General features: G+C 65.3%; 20 protein-coding genes and 1 pseudogene. 16 read left to right on the forward strand and 5 right to left on the reverse strand.

Annotation, left to right across the window (positions count from 1 at the left end; translation table 11 throughout):
- On the reverse strand, positions 1–797 hold a 797-nt coding region (locus tag N7607_RS09275), incomplete at its 3' end, for an ATP-binding cassette domain-containing protein (RefSeq protein WP_279924020.1).
- The gene (locus tag N7607_RS09280; protein ID WP_279866476.1) at positions 794–1,645 is read right to left on the reverse strand and encodes a putative selenate ABC transporter substrate-binding protein; all 852 of its coding nucleotides are present in this window, start codon (positions 1,643–1,645) and stop codon (positions 794–796) included. The genes N7607_RS09280 and N7607_RS09275, both read right to left, overlap by 4 nt.
- A 159-nt stretch (positions 1,646–1,804) precedes the next feature.
- Between N7607_RS09280 and selD the strand changes: the two genes are divergently transcribed.
- The 3 genes from selD to N7607_RS09295 are packed head-to-tail and all read left to right on the forward strand — an operon-like array spanning position 1,805 to position 4,298.
- On the forward strand, positions 1,805–2,839 hold the full coding sequence (selD, locus tag N7607_RS09285; RefSeq protein WP_279866475.1) for a selenide, water dikinase SelD: 1,035 nt from the start codon (positions 1,805–1,807) through the stop codon (positions 2,837–2,839).
- A complete protein-coding gene (gene mnmH, locus N7607_RS09290) occupies positions 2,839–3,945 on the forward strand; it encodes a tRNA 2-selenouridine(34) synthase MnmH (protein ID WP_279866474.1) in 1,107 nt (368 codons plus the stop codon). Before selD ends, mnmH begins: the two co-directional genes overlap by 1 nt.
- On the forward strand, positions 3,942–4,298 hold the full coding sequence (locus N7607_RS09295) for a hypothetical protein (RefSeq protein WP_279866473.1): 357 nt from the start codon (positions 3,942–3,944) through the stop codon (positions 4,296–4,298). The genes mnmH and N7607_RS09295 overlap by 4 nt, the downstream gene beginning before the upstream one ends.
- Positions 4,299–4,418: 120 nt before the next feature.
- Here N7607_RS09295 and N7607_RS09300 read toward each other — a convergent pair whose 3' ends face one another.
- The 3 genes from N7607_RS09300 to phhA form a co-directional block, all read right to left on the reverse strand.
- Positions 4,419–5,615 (reverse strand): aspartate/tyrosine/aromatic aminotransferase, encoded by a 1,197-nt coding sequence (locus N7607_RS09300; RefSeq protein ID WP_279866472.1) that lies wholly within the window; start codon positions 5,613–5,615, stop codon positions 4,419–4,421.
- Positions 5,612–5,968 (reverse strand): 4a-hydroxytetrahydrobiopterin dehydratase, encoded by a 357-nt coding sequence (locus N7607_RS09305; RefSeq protein WP_279866471.1) that lies wholly within the window; start codon positions 5,966–5,968, stop codon positions 5,612–5,614. Before N7607_RS09305 ends, N7607_RS09300 begins: the two co-directional genes overlap by 4 nt.
- Before the next feature lie 159 nt (positions 5,969–6,127).
- Positions 6,128–6,913 carry a phenylalanine 4-monooxygenase gene (gene phhA / locus N7607_RS09310; protein WP_279866470.1) on the reverse strand — a complete coding sequence of 262 codons (786 nt, stop codon included), beginning with the start codon at positions 6,911–6,913 and terminating at the stop codon, positions 6,128–6,130.
- A 272-nt stretch (positions 6,914–7,185) separates the two neighbouring features.
- Here phhA and N7607_RS09315 point away from each other — a divergent pair, with 272 nt between their 5' ends.
- The 13 genes and pseudogenes from N7607_RS09315 (at position 7,186) to aruF (ending at position 22,295) form a co-directional block, all read left to right on the forward strand.
- A complete protein-coding gene (locus N7607_RS09315) occupies positions 7,186–8,742 on the forward strand; it encodes a sigma-54-dependent transcriptional regulator (RefSeq protein ID WP_279866469.1) in 1,557 nt (518 codons plus the stop codon).
- A gap of 180 nt (positions 8,743–8,922) precedes the next feature.
- Complete coding sequence (locus N7607_RS09320) at positions 8,923–9,486, forward strand: hypothetical protein (RefSeq protein WP_279866468.1); 564 nt, start codon at positions 8,923–8,925, stop codon at positions 9,484–9,486.
- 354 nt (positions 9,487–9,840) lie between these two features.
- Positions 9,841–11,796: an acetate--CoA ligase gene (acs, locus tag N7607_RS09325; RefSeq protein ID WP_279866467.1), complete on the forward strand. Its 1,956-nt coding sequence runs from the start codon at positions 9,841–9,843 to the stop codon at positions 11,794–11,796.
- 492 nt (positions 11,797–12,288) lie between these two features.
- A complete protein-coding gene (locus tag N7607_RS09330; protein ID WP_279866466.1) occupies positions 12,289–13,065 on the forward strand; it encodes an ABC transporter substrate-binding protein in 777 nt (258 codons plus the stop codon).
- Positions 13,066–13,192: 127 nt separating this feature from the next.
- Positions 13,193–13,882, forward strand: a complete 690-nt coding sequence (locus N7607_RS09335) for an ABC transporter permease (RefSeq protein WP_279866465.1) — start codon at positions 13,193–13,195, stop codon at positions 13,880–13,882.
- A gap of 10 nt (positions 13,883–13,892) precedes the next feature.
- On the forward strand, positions 13,893–14,591 hold the full coding sequence (locus N7607_RS09340) for an ABC transporter permease (protein WP_137971737.1): 699 nt from the start codon (positions 13,893–13,895) through the stop codon (positions 14,589–14,591).
- A 10-nt stretch (positions 14,592–14,601) separates the two neighbouring features.
- The gene (locus N7607_RS09345; protein WP_279866464.1) at positions 14,602–15,714 is read left to right on the forward strand and encodes a M14 family metallopeptidase; all 1,113 of its coding nucleotides are present in this window, start codon (positions 14,602–14,604) and stop codon (positions 15,712–15,714) included.
- Between the two features lie 19 nt (positions 15,715–15,733).
- Positions 15,734–16,498: an arginine/ornithine transport ATP-binding protein AotP gene (gene aotP, locus N7607_RS09350; protein WP_279866463.1), complete on the forward strand. Its 765-nt coding sequence runs from the start codon at positions 15,734–15,736 to the stop codon at positions 16,496–16,498.
- Between the two features lie 16 nt (positions 16,499–16,514).
- On the forward strand, positions 16,515–17,501 hold the full coding sequence (argR, locus tag N7607_RS09355) for a transcriptional regulator ArgR (RefSeq protein ID WP_279866462.1): 987 nt from the start codon (positions 16,515–16,517) through the stop codon (positions 17,499–17,501).
- A 178-nt stretch (positions 17,502–17,679) separates the two neighbouring features.
- Positions 17,680–18,806: pseudogene (locus N7607_RS09360) on the forward strand (IS481 family transposase).
- Between the two features lie 341 nt (positions 18,807–19,147).
- On the forward strand, positions 19,148–19,666 hold the full coding sequence (locus N7607_RS09365) for a hypothetical protein (RefSeq protein ID WP_279866461.1): 519 nt from the start codon (positions 19,148–19,150) through the stop codon (positions 19,664–19,666).
- 200 nt (positions 19,667–19,866) lie between these two features.
- The gene (locus tag N7607_RS09370; RefSeq protein WP_279866460.1) at positions 19,867–21,087 is read left to right on the forward strand and encodes an aspartate aminotransferase family protein; all 1,221 of its coding nucleotides are present in this window, start codon (positions 19,867–19,869) and stop codon (positions 21,085–21,087) included.
- Positions 21,088–21,263: 176 nt separating this feature from the next.
- A complete protein-coding gene (aruF, locus tag N7607_RS09375) occupies positions 21,264–22,295 on the forward strand; it encodes an arginine/ornithine succinyltransferase subunit alpha (protein WP_279866459.1) in 1,032 nt (343 codons plus the stop codon).
- Positions 22,296–22,322 lie beyond the last annotated feature (27 nt).

Here is a 22,322-nt window from a genome sequence, read left to right on the forward strand (position 1 = left end):
CAGCATCGTGGAATCTGCAGGGTCAGGGTCACTGCCGGTGCCTGCGGCGAGACCAGCTGCTCGTTGGCGTAGAGGGCGTCGAGCAGCTCCTGGGTGACCTCGCTGGCCGGGCGGTCGAAGGCGATACGGCCCTCGCGTACGCCGACGATGCGCGGGAAGTGCGCCAGCGCCAGGTCCACCGCGTGCAGGCTGGCGACCAGGGTCACGCCGCGCGCCTCGGCATGCCGGCACAACACGCTGAGGGTGTGGTCGGCGAGCACCGGGTCCATGGCCGACACCGGCTCGTCGGCCAGCAGCAGTTCGGGGTCCTGATACAGCGCACGGGCGATGCCGACGCGCTGCAACTGGCCGCCGGAGAGTTGCTGGCACTGGGCGAACAGCTTGTCGGTCAGGTCCAGGCGCGCGAGTACCTCGCGGGCACCGGGAATATCGACCGGGTGCAGCAGGTTGAGCAGGCTCCTGCCCAAGCCCCACTGGCCAAGCTTGCCGGCCAGTACGGCGGTGACCACCCGCTGCCGGGGCGGCAGCGGTGGTGCCTGGTGGATCAGGCCGATGCGCGCACGCAGGCGCTGGCGGGCGCGGGCGGAGAGCTGCCAGGGATTGTGTTCCAGCAGCTCGACGCTGCCGCCACCGGGTTGCAGGGCGCTGGCCAGCAGGGCGAGCAGGCTGGACTTGCCGGCGCCGGACGGGCCGATGACGGCGACCCGTTCGCCGGCCGCGATGGCCAAATCCACGCCGCGCAGGGCGTGGACTCCATTGCCGTGCTGCAGGTCAGCGCCGGTGAGGCGCAGGCTCATTTCAGCAGATCGGCGGCGCGGGCGGCGTCCTCGATGCCCTTGTAGTTTTCCGGCTTGGTCTCGATGAAGCGGCTGGCCGCCTGCAGATCGAGGATCGCCTTGTGCGCAGGAACGGCCGGGTCGAGGGCGAGGAAGGCCTGCTTGATCTTCTCGGCCAGGGCCGGGTCGAGGGTGCCGCGCACGGTCCAGTTGTAGTCGTAGTAGGCCGGGGTGGTGGCGAAGACCTTGACCTTGCTGGTGTCGACCTTGCCGGCGGCGACCAGCTTGTCCCATACGCTGGCGTTGAGCACACCGCCGTCGACCTTGCCGGCCTGCACCCAGGCGGCGGTGGCGTCATGCGCGCCGGAGTAGCCGATGCGGCTGAAGTAGGTTTCCGGCTTGATGCCGTCCTGCAGCATGAAGTAGCGCGGCATCAGGCTGCCGGAGGTGGAGGAGATGGAGCCGAAGGCGAAGGTCTTACCCTTGAGGTCGGCCAGCGACTTCACGTCCGGGTTGGCGGTGATGAACTTGCTGGTGAACTGCGCATCCTGCTCGCGCTGGACCAGCGGGATGGCGTTGCCGGTCTTCAGGCGTACCTGGACGAAGGTGAAGCCACCCAGCCAGGCCAGGTCCAGACGGTCGGTGGCCAGGGCCTCGACCACCGCCGGGTAGTCGGCCACCGGGACGAACTCGACCTTCATGCCCAGCTGCTTCTCCAGGTACTCGCCCAGCGGCTTGAACTTGCGCAGCAGCTCGGTGGGAGCCTCGTCGGGGATGGCGCTGACCTTCAGTACGTCGGCGGCTTGGGCGACCAGGGCAGAGGCGGACAGGGTCAGGCCGGCGGCCAGGGCCAGAATGGATTTGAGCATGAAGATTCTCCGGTTCAATGGCGGAAAAGGTTCGCAGCTGGTGCGCGTCGGGCGCCTGCTGAGGGTAGTAGAACGCGGGGGATTATATGAACGCCTGCCCGAAAGATCAGCTTTGCTAGAATCCGCGGCCTGTTTTCCGATTTACCGAGAGCGTTGTCGATGAGCGAGCCGATCCGTTTGACCCAATACAGCCACGGTGCCGGCTGCGGCTGCAAGATCTCACCCAAGGTGCTGGAAGTGATCCTCGCCGGCAGCGGCGCGCAGAACCTCGACCCCAAGCTGTGGGTCGGCAACGCCTCCAAGGACGATGCGGCGGTCTACGCCCTGGATGACGAGCGTGGTGTGGTCTCCACCACCGACTTCTTCATGCCCATCGTCGACGACCCATTCGATTTCGGTCGCATCGCCGCGACCAACGCCATCAGCGATATCTACGCCATGGGCGGCGACCCGCTGATGGCCATCGCCATCCTCGGCTGGCCGGTGAACCTGCTGCCGCCGGAAGTGGCTCGCGAAGTGATCCGTGGCGGCCGCGCCGTGTGCGACGCCGCCGGCATCCCACTGGCCGGCGGCCACTCGATCGATGCGCCGGAGCCGATATTCGGCCTGGCCGTGACCGGCGTGGTCGAGAAGAAACATATGAAGCGCAACGACACCGCCACCGCCGGCTGCGCGCTGTACCTGACCAAGCCGCTGGGCATCGGCATCCTCACCACCGCCGAGAAGCAGGCCAAACTGCGCGAGCAGGACGTTGGCCTGGCGCGTGACTGGATGTGCACCCTGAACAAGCCCGGCAGCCGCTTCGGCAAGCTCGCCGGCGTGCGCGCCATGACCGACGTCACCGGCTTCGGCCTGCTCGGCCACCTGGTGGAGATGGCCGATGGCGCGGGTCTCACCGCCCAGCTGGACTACGCCGCCGTGCCGCGCCTGCCGGGCGTCGAGCACTACCTGGCCGAGGGCTGCGTGCCCGGCGGCACCCTGCGCAACTTCGATAGCTATGGCGAGAAGATCGCGCCGATCTCCGAGGCGCAGCGCGACCTGCTGTGCGACCCGCAGACCAGTGGTGGCCTGCTGGTGGCCGTGGCGCCGGAGGGCGAGGCCGAGTTCCTCGCCGTGGCTGCCGAGCTGGGCCTGCAGCTGTCGCCCATCGGCCAGCTGGTCGAGCGACAGCGTCACGCGGTAGAGGTGCTGTGATGCGCGACAACACCACCGACTACCGCCAGCTGTTCCTCGACGACGTGCCGATGATGGATATGCGCGCCCCGGTGGAATACACCAAGGGCGCCTTCCCGCACACCGTCAGCCTGCCGCTGATGACCGATATCGAGCGGCAGAAGGTCGGCACCTGCTACAAGCAGCACGGCCAGCAGGCAGCCATCGAGCTGGGCCACCAGTTGGTCTCGGGCAAGACCAAGGCTGCGCGCATCGAGGCCTGGGCGGCCTTCGCCAGGGCCAACCCGAACGGCTACCTGTACTGCTTCCGCGGCGGCCTGCGTTCGCAGATCGTCCAGCAGTGGCTCGCGGACGCCGGTGTCGAGTACCCGCGGGTGATCGGCGGCTACAAGGCCATGCGTACCTTCCTGATCGAGACGCTGGACAGCGCCGTGGCCGAGTGCGACTTCGTAGTGGTCGGCGGCATGACCGGCACCGGCAAGACCGAGGTGGTGGCGGCCCTGGACAACAGCGTCGATCTGGAAGGCCACGCCAACCACCGCGGCTCCAGCTTCGGCAAGCGCGCCACCGGCCAGCCCTCGCAGATCGATTTCGAGAACCGCCTGGCCGTGGACCTGCTCAAGCGCCGCGCGCGTGGCCAGCAGCAATTCGTGCTGGAGGACGAGAGCCGCCTGATCGGCACCTGCTCGCTGCCGTTGCCCCTACATCAGGGCATGCAGGAATACCCGATGGTGTGGCTGGAGGACAGTTTCGAGGGGCGCGTCGAGCGCATCCTCAAGGACTACGTGATCGACCTGGCCGCCGAGTTCGCCCGCGAGCATGGCGAGGAGGGGGGCTTCGCCCTGTTCGCCCAGCGCATGCTGCAGAGCATGAGCAATATCCAGAAGCGCCTGGGCGGCGAACGCTACCAGCGCCTGCAGGCCATCCTGCAGCAGGCGCTGGACGAGCAGCAAAGCCGCGGTGAGGTGGACACGCACCGCGGCTGGATCGAGGGCCTGCTGCGCGAGTACTACGACCCGATGTACGTCTATCAGCGCGAGAGCAAATCCGCGCGTATCGAATTCGCCGGCGAACAGTCGGCCGTACTGGACTATCTGCGCCAGCGCGCACCACGGAGCAAGACATGAAGCTGAAAGACCATCCAGACGCCCTCGACTGCACCCTGTACCGCCCGGACGAGAACGACCCGGACGCCGAGGAACTGGAGCTGGGCGACGGCCATGTGCTGTTCGAGGGCCCCTTCGAGGCACCGGCCGAATGGGATGCCGCCGAGCGCGAGGACTACTTCGATGGCAGCGATCCGGCGCTGTTCTTCACCGCGCAGATCGAGAGCCCGGCCAAGGCCGACAGCAACGACTGGTTCGTTGCCGAACCCGGCGACTACGTGGCGGTGGTGCGTGGCATGAAGGTGGAGATGTATTACGTCTACGACCAGGCCGACCGCAGCTATGTGCTGATTCGCGACGACCAGCTGGACTGATCGCGATCAGCAAGAAAAACGCCGCCCTCGGGCGGCGTTTTCGTTCGGCTCGTAGCCCGGATGCAATCCGGGAGTGGGGTTGCCTGCTTTCCTGGATTGCATCCAGGCTACGAAAGCGGCTTAGTCGCAGACCCTGGCGATGGCGTCGGCCAGGTAGTCCAGGCGCTGTTCGCTCATGCCCGCCACGTTAGCGCGGCCGCTGCTGACCAGATACACGCTGAATTCCTGGCGCAGGCGCTGCACCTGCGCTGCGCTGAGGCCGGTGTAGGAGAACATGCCGCGCTGCACGGCGATGTGGGCGAAGCGCTCGGCCAGTCCGTGTGGCGCCAGCGCGCTCACCAGCCCGCTGCGCAGGTTGGCGATGCGCAGGCGCATGGCTTCCACTTCCTCGCTCCACAGGGTGCGCAGTTCCGTGTCGCCAAGAATGCTGGCGACCACGGCGGCGCCGTGGGCCGGCGGGGTGGACCACAGGTTGCGGGCGAGGAAGGCCAGCTGGCTGCGGATATCGATCAGCTTCTCGGCGTTTTCCGCGCGTACGATCAGCGCGCCGGTGCGCTCGCGATACAGGCCGAAGTTCTTCGAGCAGGAGCTGGTGATCAGCAGTTCCGGCAACTCGGCGGCGAACAAACGCACGGCCCAGGCGTCCTGCTCCAGGCCGTCACCGAAGCCCTGGTAGGCGAAGTCGATCAGTGGCAGCAGTTCGCGGGCCTTGACCACTTCCAGCACGCGCTTCCAGTCGCGCGGGCTGAGGTCGAAGCCGGTGGGGTTGTGGCAGCAGGCGTGCAGCAGCACCACGTCGCCGGCCGGCACCCGCTGCAGGGCGTCGAGCATGGCTTCTACGTCCAGGCGATTGTCGGCGCCGACGTAGGGGTAGTGCTCCACGCGCAGGCCGCAGGTGGCGAAGATGCTCTCGTGGATCGGCCAGGTAGGTGCGCTCAGCCAGATGCCACGGCCCGGCAGGTTGGCGGCGATGAAGTCGCCGGCCAGACGCAGGGCGCCCGTGCCTCCGGGAGTCTGGGTGGCGCCGGCCAGTCCATCGCCCAGCAGCGCATTGTCCGCGCCCAGTACCAGGCGCAGCAGCTGCTCGCCGAACGCCGCGTCGCCGTGGCCGCCGATGTAGCTCTTGGTCGGCTCGTGTTCCACCAACTGGCGTTCGGCCAGCTTCACCGCGTAGGGGATCGGGGTGATGCCGAGGGCGTCCTTGTACACGCCCACGCCCAGGTCCAGCTTGGCCGGATTGCTGTCGGCGCGATAGGCGTCGAGCAGGCCGAGTATGGGATCGCCCGGCACCCGGTCGATGGCGGCGAAGTGGCTCACTTGCGGCCCTGGGCACTGGCGGCCAGCGCATCGGTGCGCGCGGCCATGATGAAGTCATTGCGGTGCAGGCCCTTCATCTCGTGGCTCCACCAGGTGACGGTGACCTTGCCCCATTCGGTGAGCAGGGCCGGGTGGTGGCCCACTTCCTCGGCGATGGCGCCCACCGCGTTGGTGAAGGCCAGGGCGTGGCGGAAGTTCTTGAACAGGTAGACGCGTTCCAGCTCCATGTGGCCGTCGCGGGTCTCGATGTTCCAGTCCGGGATCTCGCGGATCAGCGTGGCCAGCTCCTCGTCGGAGACGTGGGGCGCATCGGCGCGGCAGGCTTCGCATTGGGCTTGGGAGAGGCTGGTCATTTCGGGCTCCTTGGATATTCGAGGTCAGAGCATAGAAGGTGAGGGGATCGTCGATCAGTTCCCTCTCCCGCTTGCGGGAGAGGGCTAGGGAGAGGGTGCTGTCAGGTTCGACCCTCTCCCCCAGCCCCTCTCCCATGAATGGGAGAGGGAAGTTAAAGCCTACGCGGCCTTGGGCGGAAACTTCGGTGCGTGCAGGCCCAGCGCCATGGCCCGTTGCACCATGCCCATGATGTCCTGGTGGGCCAGCTCGAACAGGCTCTTGAGCTGCGGCAGGACGAAGTACAGCGGTTGCAGGATGTCGATGCGATAGGGCGTGCGCATCGCCTCCAGCGGATCGAACACCTGGTGCTCGGGCTCACCGGACAGGCTGTAGACCGTCTCCTTGGGCGAGGAGAGGATGCCGCCGCCGTAGATGCGCCGGCCCTGGGGCGTGTCGACCAGACCGAACTCGATGGTCATCCAGTACAGCCGCGCCAGGTACACGCGCTGTTCCTTGGTGGCAGCCAGGCCGAGCTTGCCGTAGGTGTGGGTGAACTCGGCGAACCAGGGGTTGGTGAGCAGCGGGCAGTGGCCGAAGATTTCGTGGAAGATGTCCGGCTCCTGCAGGTAGTCCAGCTCTTCCGGCGTGCGGATGAAGGTGGCCACCGGGAAGCGCTTGCTGGCGAGCAGCTCGAAGAAGGTCTGGAAGGGGATCAGCGCCGGCACCTGGGCCACGCTCCAGCCGGTGGTGGCGCCGAGCACCTGGTTGATCTCGCCGAGCTGGGGAATGCGGTCATGCGGCAGGCCGAGTTGTTCGATGCCATCGAAGTACTCCTGGCAGGCGCGGCCTTCGAGCACTTTCATCTGCCGGGTGATCAGGGTGTTCCACACCTGATGCTCGGTGTCCGAATAGTGGATGAAGCCATTTTCGTCCGGTTGCCGGGCCACGTACTGCGTGGTTTTCATCGCCTCGCCTCCTCATCTGCGGTGCATGCCGCGGAATTTGTTGTGTTGCCCTAGCAGTACCGCAGATGCGCGGGCCGGGCAGCCGGCGAGGCTGGCGCATGGCGGCGTCCATGCGGCTTGGTGCGTAAATAAAACATTACGAAAGTATCGAGGCTGCCAATCATCGCCTTGCTGGAGTTCTTGGCTGTCACATATTCTTGACGAAAAATAACGGCCGCCTTGCGAAAAATCGGCCGTGGCCCACGCAAGAATCACCACCAAGGGTCCCAACCGTGCGTATCAAGGTCCACTGCCAGAACCGCGTCGGCATCCTGCGCGACATCCTCGAACTGCTGGTCGACTACGGCATCAACGTCGCTCGTGGCGAAGTCGGTGGCGAGCAGGGCAACGCCATCTACCTGCACTGCCCGAACCTGATCAACCTGCAGTTCCAGGCCCTGCGCCCGAAGCTGGAGGCCATCGCCGGCGTGTTCGGGGTCAAGCGCGTCGGCCTGATGCCCAGCGAGCGCCGTCATCTGGAGCTCAACGCGCTGCTCGGCGCGCTGGATTTCCCAGTGCTGTCCATCGACATGGGCGGCAGCATCGTCGCCGCCAACCGCAGCGCCGCCCAGCTGCTCGGCGTGCGCGTGGACGAGGTGCCGGGCATGGCGCTGTCGCGCTATATCGAGGACTTCGACCTGCCCGAGCTGGTGCGTGCCAACAAGTCGCGGGTCAACGGCCTGCGGGTGAAAGTGAAGGGCGACATCTTCCTCGCCGATATCGCGCCGCTGCAGTCCGAGCACGACGAGAGCGAGGCGCTGGCCGGCGCCGTGCTCACCCTGCACCGCGCCGACCGCGTGGGCGAGCGCATCTACCACGTGCGCAAGCAGGAGCTGCGCGGCTTCGACTCGATCTTCCAGAGCTCCAGGGTGATGGCCGCCGTGGTGCGCGAGGCGCGGCGCATGGCGCCGCTGGACGCGCCGCTGCTGATCGAGGGCGAGACCGGCACCGGCAAGGAATTGCTGGCCCGCGCCTGCCACCTGGCCAGCCCGCGCGGGCAGTCGCCCTTTATGGCGCTCAACTGCGCCGGCCTGCCCGAGTCCATGGCCGAGACCGAACTGTTCGGCTACGGCCCCGGTGCCTTCGAGGGCGCGCGGCCGGAAGGCAAGCTCGGCCTGCTGGAGCTGACCGCCGGCGGCACGCTGTTCCTCGATGGCGTCGGCGAGATGAGCCCGCGCCTGCAGGCCAAGCTGCTGCGCTTTCTGCAGGACGGCTGCTTCCGCCGCGTGGGCAGCGACGAGGAGGTGTACCTGGACGTGCGGGTGATCTGCGCCACCCAGGTCGACCTGTCCGAGCTGTGCGCCAAGGGCGAGTTCCGCCAGGACCTGTATCACCGCCTCAACGTGCTCAGCCTGCACATCCCACCGCTGCGCGAATGCCTGGACGGCCTGGCGCCACTGGTGGAGCACTTCCTCGACTCGGCCAGCCGGCAGATCGGCTGCCCGCTGCCGAAGCTGGCGGCGCCGGCGTTCGAGCGCATGGTCCACTACCACTGGCCGGGTAACGTGCGCCAGCTGGAGAACGTGCTGTTCCAGGCGGTGTCGCTGTGCGACGGCGGTACGGTCAAGGCCGAGCATATCCGCCTGCCGGACTACGGCGCGCCGCAGCCGCTGGGCGAGTTCTCCGTCGAGGGCGATCTGGACACCATCCTCGGCCGCTTCGAGAAGGCGGTGCTGGAGCGCCTGTACGCCGAGCATCCGAGCAGCCGCCAGCTGGGCAAGCGCCTTGGCGTGTCGCACACCACCATTGCCAACAAGCTGCGTCAGCACGGCCTGGGCAAGGAATCCTGAAGTCTGCTGCCGGGATCACGGTTCGTCGTCTGCGCTGAGCCGCGCGATTCTTTCGAGCCGTTCACAGTCGGGCCTAACAGTTCCTACTTTCGGTTGATGGCCGGTCGATTGTATCGGCGCAGAGCGCATTGCTAGCCTCCTGCCGCAAGCCTGAATCGGGTATTGCCCAAGGACCGCGCGATGCTCAAGACCCTGTTGGTATACGCCCACCTGCTGGCCAGCTGCCTGGCGCTCGGCCGCGTGCTGCACGCCGATCACCAGCTCTGGTCGTGGCGCGCCAGGCCGCTGGCGGCGCTGCAGCTCGAATACCTCGCCGAAACCCAGCGCATCGTCGGTCTGGCCTTGCTCGCACTCTGGTTCAGCGGCTTGCTGCTGGTGCTGCAGGGCTACTTCAGTGAGGGTATGACCTACCTACTGAACCAGAAGCTGTGGGCCAAGGTGGCGGTGGTCCTGCTGCTCAGCCTCAATGGCTTGTTGCTGCACCGCCTGGGCTTTCCGTTGCTGGCGCGGGCACCTTTTACCGCCTTGCCCTTCGCCAGTCGCGCCAGCCTCGCCATGCTCGGTGCGCTGTCCACCAGCGGCTGGCTGTTCGCCGCCTTTCTCGGCGTGGCCCGACAGTGGAACCACGCACTGTCCTGCGTGCAGGTGCTGGCGGTGTTCGTCGCCCTGCTGGGGCTGGCCTGCGTGCTGGCGCTGAGCGTCGCCATCGCCGCCGGCGTGCAGGGGCGCCGCGCCGCCTGCTGAAACCCCCGGGCGCATGCGACTTTGGTGCAATGGTGCGAGGGGGGAGAGTAGCGGCAGAATCCCTAGCGTCCGACTCCTGCGAATCGGACTGCGTTTCTGACATTCCTCCCCGGAATGAATTGGCGGCGGCCCTGGTGGGTCGCCTTTTTTTTTATGTCCGCCTTCCTTGGCGGCCACCCTTCGGGCCGTCGCTGGGCGACGTTAAAAATCGCTCTCGGCGATTTTTTGTTCCTCCTTCTTTCGGGGCTGAGACCAAGGTCGTAGAGCGGTAAGACCATGGTCGAATGGCCCCACGAAAGGGCGGGGGATACAAAAGGCGGCATACAAAAACAACCGCGCCGCCGAGGTATCCACATGACTGCTGCTTCTCTCTACCCCGTCCGCCCCGAGGTGGTCGCCAACACGCTGACCGACGAAGCCACCTACAAGGCGATGTACCAGCAGTCGGTGATCAACCCGGACGGCTTCTGGCGCGAGCAGGCCAAGCGCATCGACTGGATCAAGCCCTTCACCAAGGTCAAGCAGACCTCGTTCGACGACCACCACGTCGACATCAAGTGGTTCGCCGACGGCACCCTCAACGTCTCGGCCAACTGCCTGGATCGGCACCTGGCCGAGCGTGGCGACCAGCTCGCGATCATCTGGGAAGGCGACAGCCCGTCCGAGCACAAGGAAATCACCTACCGCGAGCTGCACGAGCAGGTCTGCAAGTTCGCCAACGCCCTGCGTGGCCAGGACGTGCACCGCGGCGACGTGGTGACCATCTACATGCCGATGATCCCCGAGGCCGTGGTCGCCATGCTGGCTTGTGCGCGCATCGGCGCCATCCACTCCGTGGTGTTCGGCGGCTTCTCGCCGGAGGCCCTGGCCGGGCGCATCATCGACTGCCAGTCGAAGGTGGTGATCACCGCCGACGAAGGCCTGCGCGGCGGCAAGAAGGTGCCGCTCAAGGCCAATGTCGACGACGCCCTGACCAACCCCGAGACCCGCAGCATCCAGAAGGTCATCGTGGTCAAGCGCACCGGCTCCGACATCAAGTGGAACCAGCACCGCGATATCTGGTTCGAGGACCTGATGAAGGTGGCCGGCAGCGTCTGCGCGCCGAAGGAAATGGGCGCCGAGGAAGCGCTGTTCATCCTCTATACCTCGGGTAGTACCGGTAAGCCCAAGGGCGTGCTGCACACCACCGGCGGCTACCTGGTGTACGCCGCGCTGACCCACGAGCGGGTGTTCGACTACAAGCCGGGCGAGGTTTACTGGTGCACCGCCGACGTGGGCTGGGTCACCGGCCACAGCTACATCGTCTACGGCCCGCTGGCCAACGGCGCCACCACCCTGCTGTTCGAGGGTGTGCCGAACTACCCGGACGTGACCCGCGTCGCCAAGATCATCGACAAGCACAAGGTCAATATCCTCTATACGGCCCCCACGGCCATTCGCGCCATGATGGCCGAGGGCAGGGCGGCCGTGGAGGGCGCCGATGGCTCCAGCCTGCGCCTGCTCGGCTCGGTGGGTGAGCCGATCAACCCGGAAGCCTGGCACTGGTACCACGAGAACGTCGGCCGCGAACGCTGCCCGATCGTCGACACCTGGTGGCAGACCGAAACCGGCGGCGTGCTGATCAGCCCGCTGCCGGGCGCCACCGCGCTCAAGCCGGGCTCGGCCACTCGCCCGTTCTTCGGCGTGCAGCCGGCGCTGGTGGACAACTTGGGCAACCTGATCGAGGGCGCCGCCGAAGGCAACCTGGTGATCATCGACTCCTGGCCCGGCCAGGCGCGCAGCCTGTACGGCGACCACGACCGCTTCGTCGATACCTACTTCAAGACCTTCAAGGGCATGTACTTCACCGGCGACGGCGCCCGTCGCGATGAGGATGGCTACTGGTGGATCACCGGCCGCGTGGACGATGTACTCAACGTCTCCGGCCACCGCATGGGCACCGCCGAGATCGAAAGCGCCATGGTCGCCCACCCGAAAGTCGCCGAGGCCGCCGTGGTCGGCGTGCCGCACGACATCAAGGGGCAGGGCATCTACGTCTATGTGACCCTGAACGCGGGCGAGGAAACCTCCGAGCAGCTGCGCCAGGAACTGAAGAACTGGGTGCGCAAGGAGATCGGCCCGATCGCCTCGCCAGACGTCATCCAGTGGGCTCCGGGACTACCGAAGACCCGCTCGGGCAAGATCATGCGCCGCATCCTGCGCAAGATCGCCACCGCCGAATACGACTCCCTCGGCGACATCTCCACGCTGGCCGACCCCGGCGTGGTGCAACACCTCATCGACACCCATCGCACCATGCAGGCCGCCTGATCGGGCGGTTGCGCTGACGTGCAGAACCCCGGCCACAAGCCGGGGTTTGTTTTTTGCGCCGGCGAATATCGATTTTTACCGAAAGGTGTAACGCCCGGAGTAACGCCGTGCGCCGATTCGGGGCGGCAGGGAACACTCGCGGCTCGTCGGCGCGCCAGGGAAACCGGGAGAGGGCGGCGCGCCCCTTGAATCCTGCGGGCTGGCCAGAGCTGGCGTGCTTATTGCCTGAGTACCGGGTTGTGTTTTTATGTCCTGCCGGTCACGTTTCGGTTGACCTGTCAATACGCGTCCCGCGCCCGTCCTGCCCTTCTGTAATTTGTTGTCGCTTTGAAGAAATATCGACCTATCCCCGGTCGATAGAATGCCGCCCACTTGGCCGAGCCTGTTGCCGTACATTCTGCGCCGGCAAACATGGCGACACTTTCTACAATTCATCAAGGCCATGGCGAACCTCATTCTGCCAAACGCTGTACCCATTCGAAGGAGCACAAGATGAAGAAGATCGTACTTCTCGGCGCACTGGCGCTGACCGCTTTCAGTGCGCTGGTCCAGGCAGAAGACAAACCGCTGCGCATTGGTATCGAGGCAGCCTACCCGCCCTTCGCCTTCAAGCAGCCCGACGGCAGCATCACCGGCTTCGACTACGACATCGGCAACGCCCTGTGCGAAGAGATGAAGGTCAAGTGCCAGTGGATCGAGCAGGAGTTCGACGGTCTGATCCCGGCCCTCAAGGTGCGCAAGTTCGACGCCGTGCTGTCGTCCATGTCCATCACCGAAGAGCGCAAGAAGTCCGTGGACTTCACCGGCAAGTACTACCACACCCCCGCCAAGCTCGCGATGAAGGCCGGCACCGAGATCAAGGATCCGCTGGTCGACCTGAAAGGCAAGAAGGTCGGTGTGCAGCGCGCTTCCATCTATGACCGCTACGCCACCGAAGTCTTCGCTCCGGCCGGCGTCGAAGTGGTGCGCTACAGCTCGCAGAACGAGATCTTCCTCGACCTGGCCTCGGGCCGTCTGGACGCCACCCTGGCCGACGTGGTCAACATCGATGACGGCTTCCTCAAGACCGACGCCGGCAAGGGCTTCGCTCTGGTAGGCCCGGACTACACCGAAGAGAAATACTTCGGCAACGGTGCCGGCATCGCCGTACGCAAGGGCGACAAGGCCCTGGCCGACAAGATCAGCGCCGCCATCCTGGCGATCCGCGCCAACGGCAAGTACAAGGAAGTGCAGGACAAGTACTTCCAGTTCAACGTCTACGGCGAGTAACGCCGCAGCGCTCGCCCTTCCCGTGCGGGAGGGCGTTGCGCGGGCCGGGTGAGCGTGCAGCTCTGCCGGACTCACCCAGCCCCGCCCTAGCAAGGGCCTCCTCCTGTGTATCCAGAGGATAGATTCCATGTTCAACGGCTACGGCTCGACCATTCTCGATGGCGCTTGGCTCACCGTGCAGCTGGCCGCGCTATCGATGGCGGTGGCCATCGTGCTCGGCCTGTTCGGTGCGGCCTGTCGCCTGTCGCCCATCAAGTGGCTGGCCCTGCTGGGCGATGCCTACGCCACCGTGATTCGCGGCATTCCCGATCTGGTGCTGATCCTGCTGATTTTCTACGGCGGCCAGGATCTGGTGAATCGTATCGCCCCGCTGGTGGGCGTTGATGACTACATCGACATCAACCCGTTCATTGCCGGTGTCGGCACCCTGGGCTTCATTTATGGCGCCTACCTGTCCGAGACCTTCCGCGGCGCCTTCATGGCCATCCCCAAGGGCCAGGGTGAGGCGGGCATGGCCTACGGCATGAGCCCGCTGCGGGTGTTCTTCCGCATTTTGGTACCGCAGATGGTCCGCCTGGCCATTCCCGGCGTGACCAACAGCTGGCTGGTGCTGGTCAAGGCCACCGCGTTGATTTCCCTGGTCGGCCTGCAGGACATGATGGCCCGCGCCAAGAGCGCCGGCGACGCCACCCGCGAGCCCTTTACCTACATCCTTCTGGCGGCAGCCATCTACCTGGTGCTGACCAGCGTGTCGCTGGTGGTGTTGCGCTACCTCGAACGCCGCTATTCGGTCGGCGTGAAGACGGCCGAAATCTGAGGGAGTTGTCATGCTTTTCGACTACAACGTGGTACTCGACAGCCTGCCGCTGTATTTCGGCGGCGTGCTGGTCACCCTCAAGCTGTTGGTGATTTCCCTGGCCGTCGGCCTGCTGGCAGCCGTGCCGCTGGCCATGATGCGCGTGTCCAAGCAGGCGGCGATCAATTTCCCGGCCTGGCTCTACACCTACGTGATCCGTGGCACGCCGATGCTGGTGCAGCTGTACCTGCTGTACTACGGCCTGGCCCAGTTCGAGGCGGTGCGCGAGAGCTTCATGTGGCCCTACCTGTCCAACGCCACCTTCTGCGCCTGCCTGGCCTTCGCGATCAACACCAGCGCCTACAGCGCCGAGATCCTCGCCGGCAGCCTCAAGGCCACGCCCTATGGCGAGATCGAGGCGGCCAAGGCCATGGGCATGTCGCGCGGCAAGCTGTATCGCCGCATCCTCCTGCCGTCCGCGCTGCGCCGTGCGCTGCCGCAGTACAGCAACGAGGTGATCATGATGCTGCACACCACCAGCCTGGCCTCGGTGGTGACCCTGATCGACATCACTGGTGCGGCCAAGACCGTCAACTCGCAGTACTACCTGCCGTTCGAGGCCTACATCACCGCCGGCGTGTTCTATCTGTGCCTGACCTTCATCCTGGTGCGCCTGTTCAAGCTGGCCGAGCGCCGCTGGCTGGCCTACCTGGCCCCGCGCAAGCACTGAGACCGACGCCATGCAACGCATCGACCACCGCCTGCCCTGGGGTTGCCCCGGCACCGAACGCACGCTGAGCGTGTTCCGTTTCGGCACGGGCGAGCGCAAGGCCTATATCCAAGCCAGCCTGCACGCCGACGAGCTGCCGGGCATGCGCGTGGCGGTGGAACTCAAGCGCCGCCTGGCCGAGCTGGAAGGGCAGGGCCGCCTGCAGGGCGTGGTCGAATTGGTGCCGGTAGCCAATCCCATCGGCCTCGGCCAGATGTTCCAGGCCACCAGCCAGGGACGTTTCGAGCTGGGCAGCGGCAAGAACTTCAATCGTGACTTCGCCGACCTGGCGGCGCTGGTGGCGCCGCAGCTGCAAGAACGCCTGGGCGACGATGCCCAGGCCAACGTGCGACTGATCCGCCAGGCCATGCTCGACGCTCTGGATGCGTTGCCGGCCGCCGGCTCCGAGCTGCAGGGCCTGCAGCGCCTGCTGTTGCGCCACGCCTGCGACGCCGACCTGGTGCTCGACCTGCACTGCGACTTCGATGCCGTGGCGCACCTGTACATGATTCCGCAGCAGGCCGAGGCCTTCGCCACCCTGGCCGCGCGCCTGCAGGCTGGTGCCGTGCTGGTCGCCGAGGACACCGGCGGCAGCTCCTTCGACGAGGCCTGCTCCATGGCCTGGCTGCGCCTGTCGCGCAGCTTCCCGCAGGCGGCCGTGCCGCTGGCTTGCCAGGCGGCGACGGTGGAGCTGGGCGGCATGCTGGATACCGAACGCGAGCGCGCCGAGGCCAGCGCCGAGGCCATCCTCGCCAGCCTCGCCGAGCACGGCCTGATCGACGGCGACTGGCCGGCCGCCCCCGCGCCGAGCTGCGTGGCCACACCCTTTGCCGGCGCCGAGTACGCCTACGCGCCGCACGCCGGCGTGGTCAGCTTCCTGCAGCCGGTCGGCGCCTGGGTGGTGGCCGGCGATCCGCTGTTCGAAGTCATCGACCCGCTGGAGGATCGCCACAGCATCGTGCGCGCCTCCACCTCCGGCGTGCTCTACGTGCGCGAGCGCCTGCGCTTCGCCCAACCCGGACTCTGGCTGGCCAAGGTGGCCGGTCATCAACCCATTCGTCAGGGTCGCCTGCTGAGCGACTGAGCCATACGAGAGCCCAACCATGTACAAACTCGAAGTTCAGGATCTGCACAAACGCTACGGCGACCACGAAGTGCTGAAAGGCGTGTCCCTGGCGGCCAAGGCTGGCGACGTGATCAGCATCATCGGCTCGTCTGGCTCGGGCAAGAGCACCTTCCTGCGCTGCATCAACATGCTCGAGCAGCCCCATGGCGGCAAGATCCTGCTCAACGGCGAAGAGCTCAAGCTGGTGGCCAACAAGGACGGCGCGCTCAAGGCCGCCGACGCCAAGCAGCTGCAGCGCATGCGCTCGCGCCTGTCCATGGTGTTCCAGCACTTCAACCTGTGGTCGCACATGAGCGCCCTGGAGAACGTCATCGAGGCGCCCGTGCACGTGCTCGGCGTGCCGAAGAAGGAAGCCATCGAGAAGGCCGAGCACTACCTGGCCAAGGTCGGCGTGGCGCACCGCAAGGATGCCTATCCGGCCCATATGTCCGGTGGCGAGCAGCAGCGTGTGGCCATCGCCCGTGCCCTGGCCATGGAGCCGGAAGTCATGCTGTTCGACGAGCCGACCTCGGCCCTCGACCCGGAGCTGGTCGGCGAAGTGCTCAAGGTGATGCAGGACCTGGCCCAGGAAGGCCGCACCATGGTGGTGGTGACCCACGAGATGGGCTTCGCTCGCGAGGTGTCCAACCAGCTGATCTTCCTGCACAAGGGGTTGGTGGAGGAAACCGGCTGCCCGAAAGAGGTGCTGGCCAATCCGCAATCCGAGCGCCTGAAGCAGTTCCTTTCCGGCAGCCTGAAGTAAGCACTAGACTGCCTCCATGACCTCGACTGCCCACTGCATTGCCTTCCTGATCTGGCCAGAAACCAGGCCCATGACCCTGGCCCTGGCCGAGGAGGCTGTGCGTGTGGCACAGCGCGTTCATCCGGAAGTGTCCTACGAACTGCGTTTCCTGCAGGCCGAAGCCCCCAGCGCGGGAGCCTGGCAGATGCCGGGCGAGCCTTGGACGGGTCGCCTGGAGGGTTGCAGCAAGCTGTTCCTGCTGGCCGACGAGCCGCCCGCGCAGGTGGCGCCGGCGCTGTCCTCCGCGCTCAAGCAGCTGGCACGCGCCGGTATTGCCATCGGCGGCCTGTCCGCCGGCGTCTACCCGCTGGCCCAGCTCGGCCTGCTCGACGGCTATCGCGCCGCCGTGCACTGGCGCTGGCAGGACGATTTCACCGAGCGCTTCCCCAAGGTCATCGCCACCAGCCATCTGTTCGACTGGGACCGTGATCGCCTCAGCGCCTGTGGCGGCCTGGCGGTGCTCGACCTGCTGCTGGCCGTGCTGGCCCGCGACCACGGCGCCGAACTGGCCGGTGCGGTGAGCGAGGAACTGGTGGTCGAGCGTATCCGCGAGGGCGGCGAGCGTCAGCGCATTCCGCTGCAGAACCGTATCGGCTCCAGCCATCCCAAGCTGACCCAGGCGGTGCTGCTGATGGAGGCCAATATCGAGGAGCCGCTGACCACCGACGAGATCGCCCAGCACGTCTGCGTGTCGCGTCGCCAGTTGGAGCGCATCTTCAAGCAGTACCTCAATCGCGTGCCGAGCCAGTATTACCTGGAGCTGCGCCTGAACAAGGCGCGTCAGCTGCTGATGCAGACCAGCAAGTCGATCATCCAGATCGGGCTGTCCTGCGGCTTCTCCTCGGGGCCGCACTTCTCCAGCGCCTACCGCAACTTCTTCGGCGCCACGCCGCGGGAAGATCGCAACCAGCGGCGTAGTGCCAGTCCGTTCGAGATCGCGCCGGCTTCTGTCGAGCGCGGGTAACTGGTCTGCCTTCGGGCTTGGTGCCGCTGCTGCTTTTTGTGCTGGCTACAGCATTGGTTCCGCCCTGCTGGGCGGGTCACTTTTTCCAGTCGCGGTGTACGGACCGGAGACATAGCTGACAGGTGTGCGTAGACATGGCTGACACTTTCCGGCGAGCCAACCTTGCCGGGGAACGACCATGCCTTGGGACACGAGAGACGCTATGAGCCTGAGAGAAGAGTTCATTGCCCTGGCACTTCTTCCCGACAGCAACCGAAGGGATCTTTGCCGCCGTTTCAACATCAGTCCGCAAACAGCCTACAAATGGCTAAGGCGATATATCGCTGATGGTGTTGCGGGTTTGCAGGAGCAATCCCGGCGACCATGCAGTAGTCCCCGGCAAGCGTCTGCAGAGATCGAGGCTCAGGTGGTGGCCCTTCGGAGAGCCCATCCAGCCTGGGGTGGGCGCAAGATCAGTCATGCTCTGGGTTGCTGCGTTGCGCCCAGTACAGTGACGAACATCCTGCATCGCAACAACCTGGTTGAATCGCCTGGACCGGAAGCGAAAAAGCCCTGGCAGCGTTTTGAGCACGAAGCACCTAACGACCTCTGGCAGATGGACTTCAAAGGGCATTTCCCGACCTACCAGAGCCAATGCCATCCCCTGACACTGATAGACGACCACTCTCGTTTCAGCCTCGCCATTCAGGCCTGTGCCAATGAGAGGCGACAGACAGTCCAGGAACGCCTGATAGACGTGTCAGGCGATATGGCTTGCCAGCGAGAATCAACACCGACAATGGCCCACCTTGGGGCTCCCCACGCAATCCTGGCGAGCTTTCGGAGCTTGGCGTCTGGTTAGTCAGCTTGGGAGTTCGGCTCAGCTTCAGTCGTCCCTACCATCCACAAACCAATGGCAAAAATGAGCGCTTCCATCGAGCCCTCAAGCTGGAGGTTCTCAAGGATCGGCATTTCCATGATCTGGCTGAGGCCCAGTCAGCCTTTGATCGCTGGCGAGAAATCTACAACCACCAGCGCCCGCATGAGGCTCTGTCTTACCAGGTTCCTATCAGCCGCTATCGGACGAGCCCCTGGAAGTATCCCGAACAACCAACAGAGTTCGAGTACGGTCTGGATGATGTGCTAGCGAAGGTCTACCACAGCCGTTTCCGCTTCAGAAAACGCTACTTCCGCATTGCCAAGGGATTAGCTGGGAGAGTGATAGCAATACGTCCGCACTCAGATGCCGAACATTTGTTCGATGTGTACTTCTGCCACCAGCTACTTCGGACCATTGACCTGAATGACCCCGACTACGGTCCATAATGCGTCAACCATGTCCCCGCACATGTGTCCACCATGTCTCCGGTCCGTACACCAGTCGCGGAAAAAGTAACCAAAAACGCTTGCCCCGCCATCCGGCCCTGCGCTTCGCTCCGGGTTCGCTCGCTCCATCGCTGCTCCGAGGGTCGGCTTACAAGGGCCATCCCTGGCCCTTTAAGCCTTTCGCCGCATCCATGCGGCTCAACCCTCTACACATCGATTCCGCTCACCCTCCTGAAGGGGCGTTTGGCGCTGCCTAGTGGTTATGCGATCACATGCCGCATGCCGGTTGTTGAGGTCAGCTTGTAATCTCGGGTCATCGATTCGATACAGGAGGTATCGTGATGCGAGCTAGACGCAAATGGCTGGTGGTGGCCGCGCTGACTTTATCGGCTGTCGGGGTCTTCGGTCTGGCACGCCTACTTGGCGGGGCTATGGGGTTGCCTGCCAACGCCGGCGAGCAGCTTGAGCGCATCGATGTTTCTCATTTGCCGCCGGGGCACTTTGCGGGGCCGCCTGCTACTCAGGCCCGCAGCTGGTCGTACCTGATTCTGCATATGCACGATGGCAGCTTTCGTGCTTTTGCCGTGCGTCTCGAAGACGGGAGGGTGGCTGTTCCGGAACGGTTCTGGGGCGGGAATACCGCCTACCCTTGTGAGTCCTTTGGCCCGGCACCAACTCCTGGGGCCTTTCCGCCTGATGCCGCCATCGAGTGTCATCTTCCTCCGCCGGCTGGCTGGAGACACCGTCGCTGGGATTTACAGGGCAGGAGTCTGAATCGAGAGGTCGTGGTGGAGGACCTGTACGAGGTCCCGGTGCACTTGGAGGCAGGTGGCTTCCTGGTGCTGGGCAAATCCATCTGACGGTTCCGGCCTAATTTCCCCGCGCAGCGTTTAAACTGCGCAATTCCGGAGCTTTCTGTCGCATTGCCGAAAGCCCCCGGAAACCGCGGGTTGCCGCTGTAAGAAGTTGTCGCATGGCGGCAATGCGGGCCCGTGGGCAGCCCCTACAATCCTTTCATCACCTGCCATTTGTGCGGTGTTGCTTATTCAGGAGAGCCCCGATGTCCGTTCAGCACGATCCGGTGCAACGCGCCGATTTCGATCAGTATCTGGTCCCCAACTATGCCCCCGCCGCCTTCATTCCGGTGCGCGGTCAGGGCTCCCGAGTCTGGGATCAGAGCGGTCGCGAGCTGATCGATTTCGCCGGTGGCATCGCCGTCAACTCCCTCGGCCATTGCCACCCGGCACTGGTCAAGGCGCTGACCGAGCAGGCCAACACCCTGTGGCACATCTCCAACGTGTTCACCAACGAGCCGACCCTGCGTCTGGCCCACAAACTGGTGGACGCCACCTTCGCCGAGCGCGTGTTCTTCTGCAACTCCGGCGCCGAGGCCAACGAGGCTGCCTTCAAGCTGGCCCGCCGAGTCGCCCATGACCGTTTCGGTCCGGAGAAGTGCGAGATCATCGCCGCGCTCAACAGCTTCCACGGCCGCACCCTGTTCACCGTCAGCGTCGGTGGCCAGCCCAAGTATTCCGATGGCTTCGGTCCGAAGATCGAAGGCATCAGCCACATTCCGTACAACGACCTGGACGCGCTGAAGGCGGCCATTTCCGACAAGACCTGCGCCGTGGTGATCGAGCCGATCCAGGGCGAGGGCGGCGTGCTGCCGGCCGACCAGGCCTACCTGGAAGGTGCCCGCAAGCTGTGCGACGAGCACAACGCGCTGCTGGTGTTCGACGAAGTGCAGAGCGGCATGGGCCGTACCGGCGAGCTGTTCGCCTACATGCACTACGGCGTGACCCCGGACATCCTCTCCAGCGCCAAGAGCCTGGGCGGCGGTTTCCCCATCGGCGCCATGCTGACCACCACCGACCTGGCCAAGCACCTGGCTGTCGGCACCCACGGCACCACCTATGGCGGCAACCCGCTGGCCTGTGCGGTGGGCGAGGCGGTGCTGGATATCGTCAACACCCCGGAAGTGCTGAATGGCGTCAAGGCCAAGCACGCCCAGTTCAAACAGCGCCTGCAGGCGATCGGCGAGAAGTACGGCATCTTCAGCGAGATCCGTGGCCTCGGTCTGCTGCTCGGCTGCGCCCTGACCGATGCCTGGAAGGGCAAGGCCAAGACCGTGCTGGACGCCGCCACCGCCGAAGGCGTGATGGTGCTGCAGGCCGGTCCGGACACCGTGCGCTTCGCCCCCAGCCTGGTGGTGGAAGACGCCGACATCAACGAGGGCCTGGACCGCTTCGAGCGCGCCGTGGCCAAGCTGGTCCAGGGCTGATTCTCCCGCGACCGGTGACGGCGGTGCAGGTAGGCACCGCCGGTTTCCTTCAGGATGAACCGCTCCAAGTGTGATCGGAGCTATCCGATCTTTCTCCAGCGGGCCTTGAGCCTTCTGGGGCCTTTTATTCGAAAACCGTTCCGCCCAGGCGGAGCGCCGTTCAAAGGAGTAACGCCATGCTGGTGATGCGCCCCGCGCAGATGTCCGACCTTGCCGAGGTGCAGCGTCTGGCTGCGGACAGTCCGGTGGGTGTTACTTCGCTGCCGGACGATGCCGGCCGCCTGAGCGACAAGATCGCCGCGTCCGAGGCATCCTTCTCTGCCGAGGTGATCTTCAACGGCGAGGAGAGCTATTTCTTCGTGCTCGAAGACAGCAGCAGCGGCAAGCTGCTCGGCTGCTCGGCCATCGTCGCTTCCGCCGGCTACTCCGAACCCTTCTACAGCTTCCGCAACGAGACCTTCGTGCACGCCTCGCGCGAACTGAAGATCCACAACAAGATCCACGTCCTCTCGTTGTGCCACGACCTCACCGGCAACAGCCTGCTGACCAGCTTCTACGTGCAGCGCGACCTGGTCGACAGCCCCTTCGCCGAACTCAACTCGCGTGGCCGCCTGCTGTTCATGGCCGCCCACCCGGAGCGTTTCGCCGATGCGGTGGTGGTGGAGATCGTCGGCTACAGCGACGAGCAGGGCGACTCGCCGTTCTGGGACGCGGTCGGCCGCAACTTCTTCGACATGAGCTACACCGAGGCCGAGCGCCTGTGCGGTCTGAAGAGCCGCACCTTCCTCGCCGAGCTGATGCCGCACTACCCGATCTACGTGCCGCTGCTGCCGGACAGCGCCCAGGAGGCCATGGGCCAGGTGTACAGCCGCGCCCAGGTGACCTTCGACATCCTGATGCGCGAAGGCTTCGAGACCGACCACTACATCGACATCTTCGACGGCGGCCCGACCCTGCACGCGCGCACTTCGGGCATCCGCTCCATCGCTCAGAGCCGCATGGTGCCGGTGCACGTCTCCTCCAATGATGAGCGCGAGCCGCGTAGGGGTGGACGTCAATACCTGGTGAGCAACGGCCAGCTGCAGGACTTCCGCGCCATCGTCGCCGACCTCGACTGGGTGCCCGGCAAGCCGGTGACCCTGAGTGCCGAGGCGGCCGAGGCGCTGGGTGTGGGCGAGGGTGCCAGCGTTCGGCTGGTGGCGGTTTGATGGATTGACCCTTCTCCCTCCGGGAGA

Source organism: Pseudomonas sp. GD04019, from assembly GCF_029837695.1.
In the GTDB taxonomy this organism is placed as follows: Bacteria; Pseudomonadota; Gammaproteobacteria; order Pseudomonadales; family Pseudomonadaceae; genus Aquipseudomonas.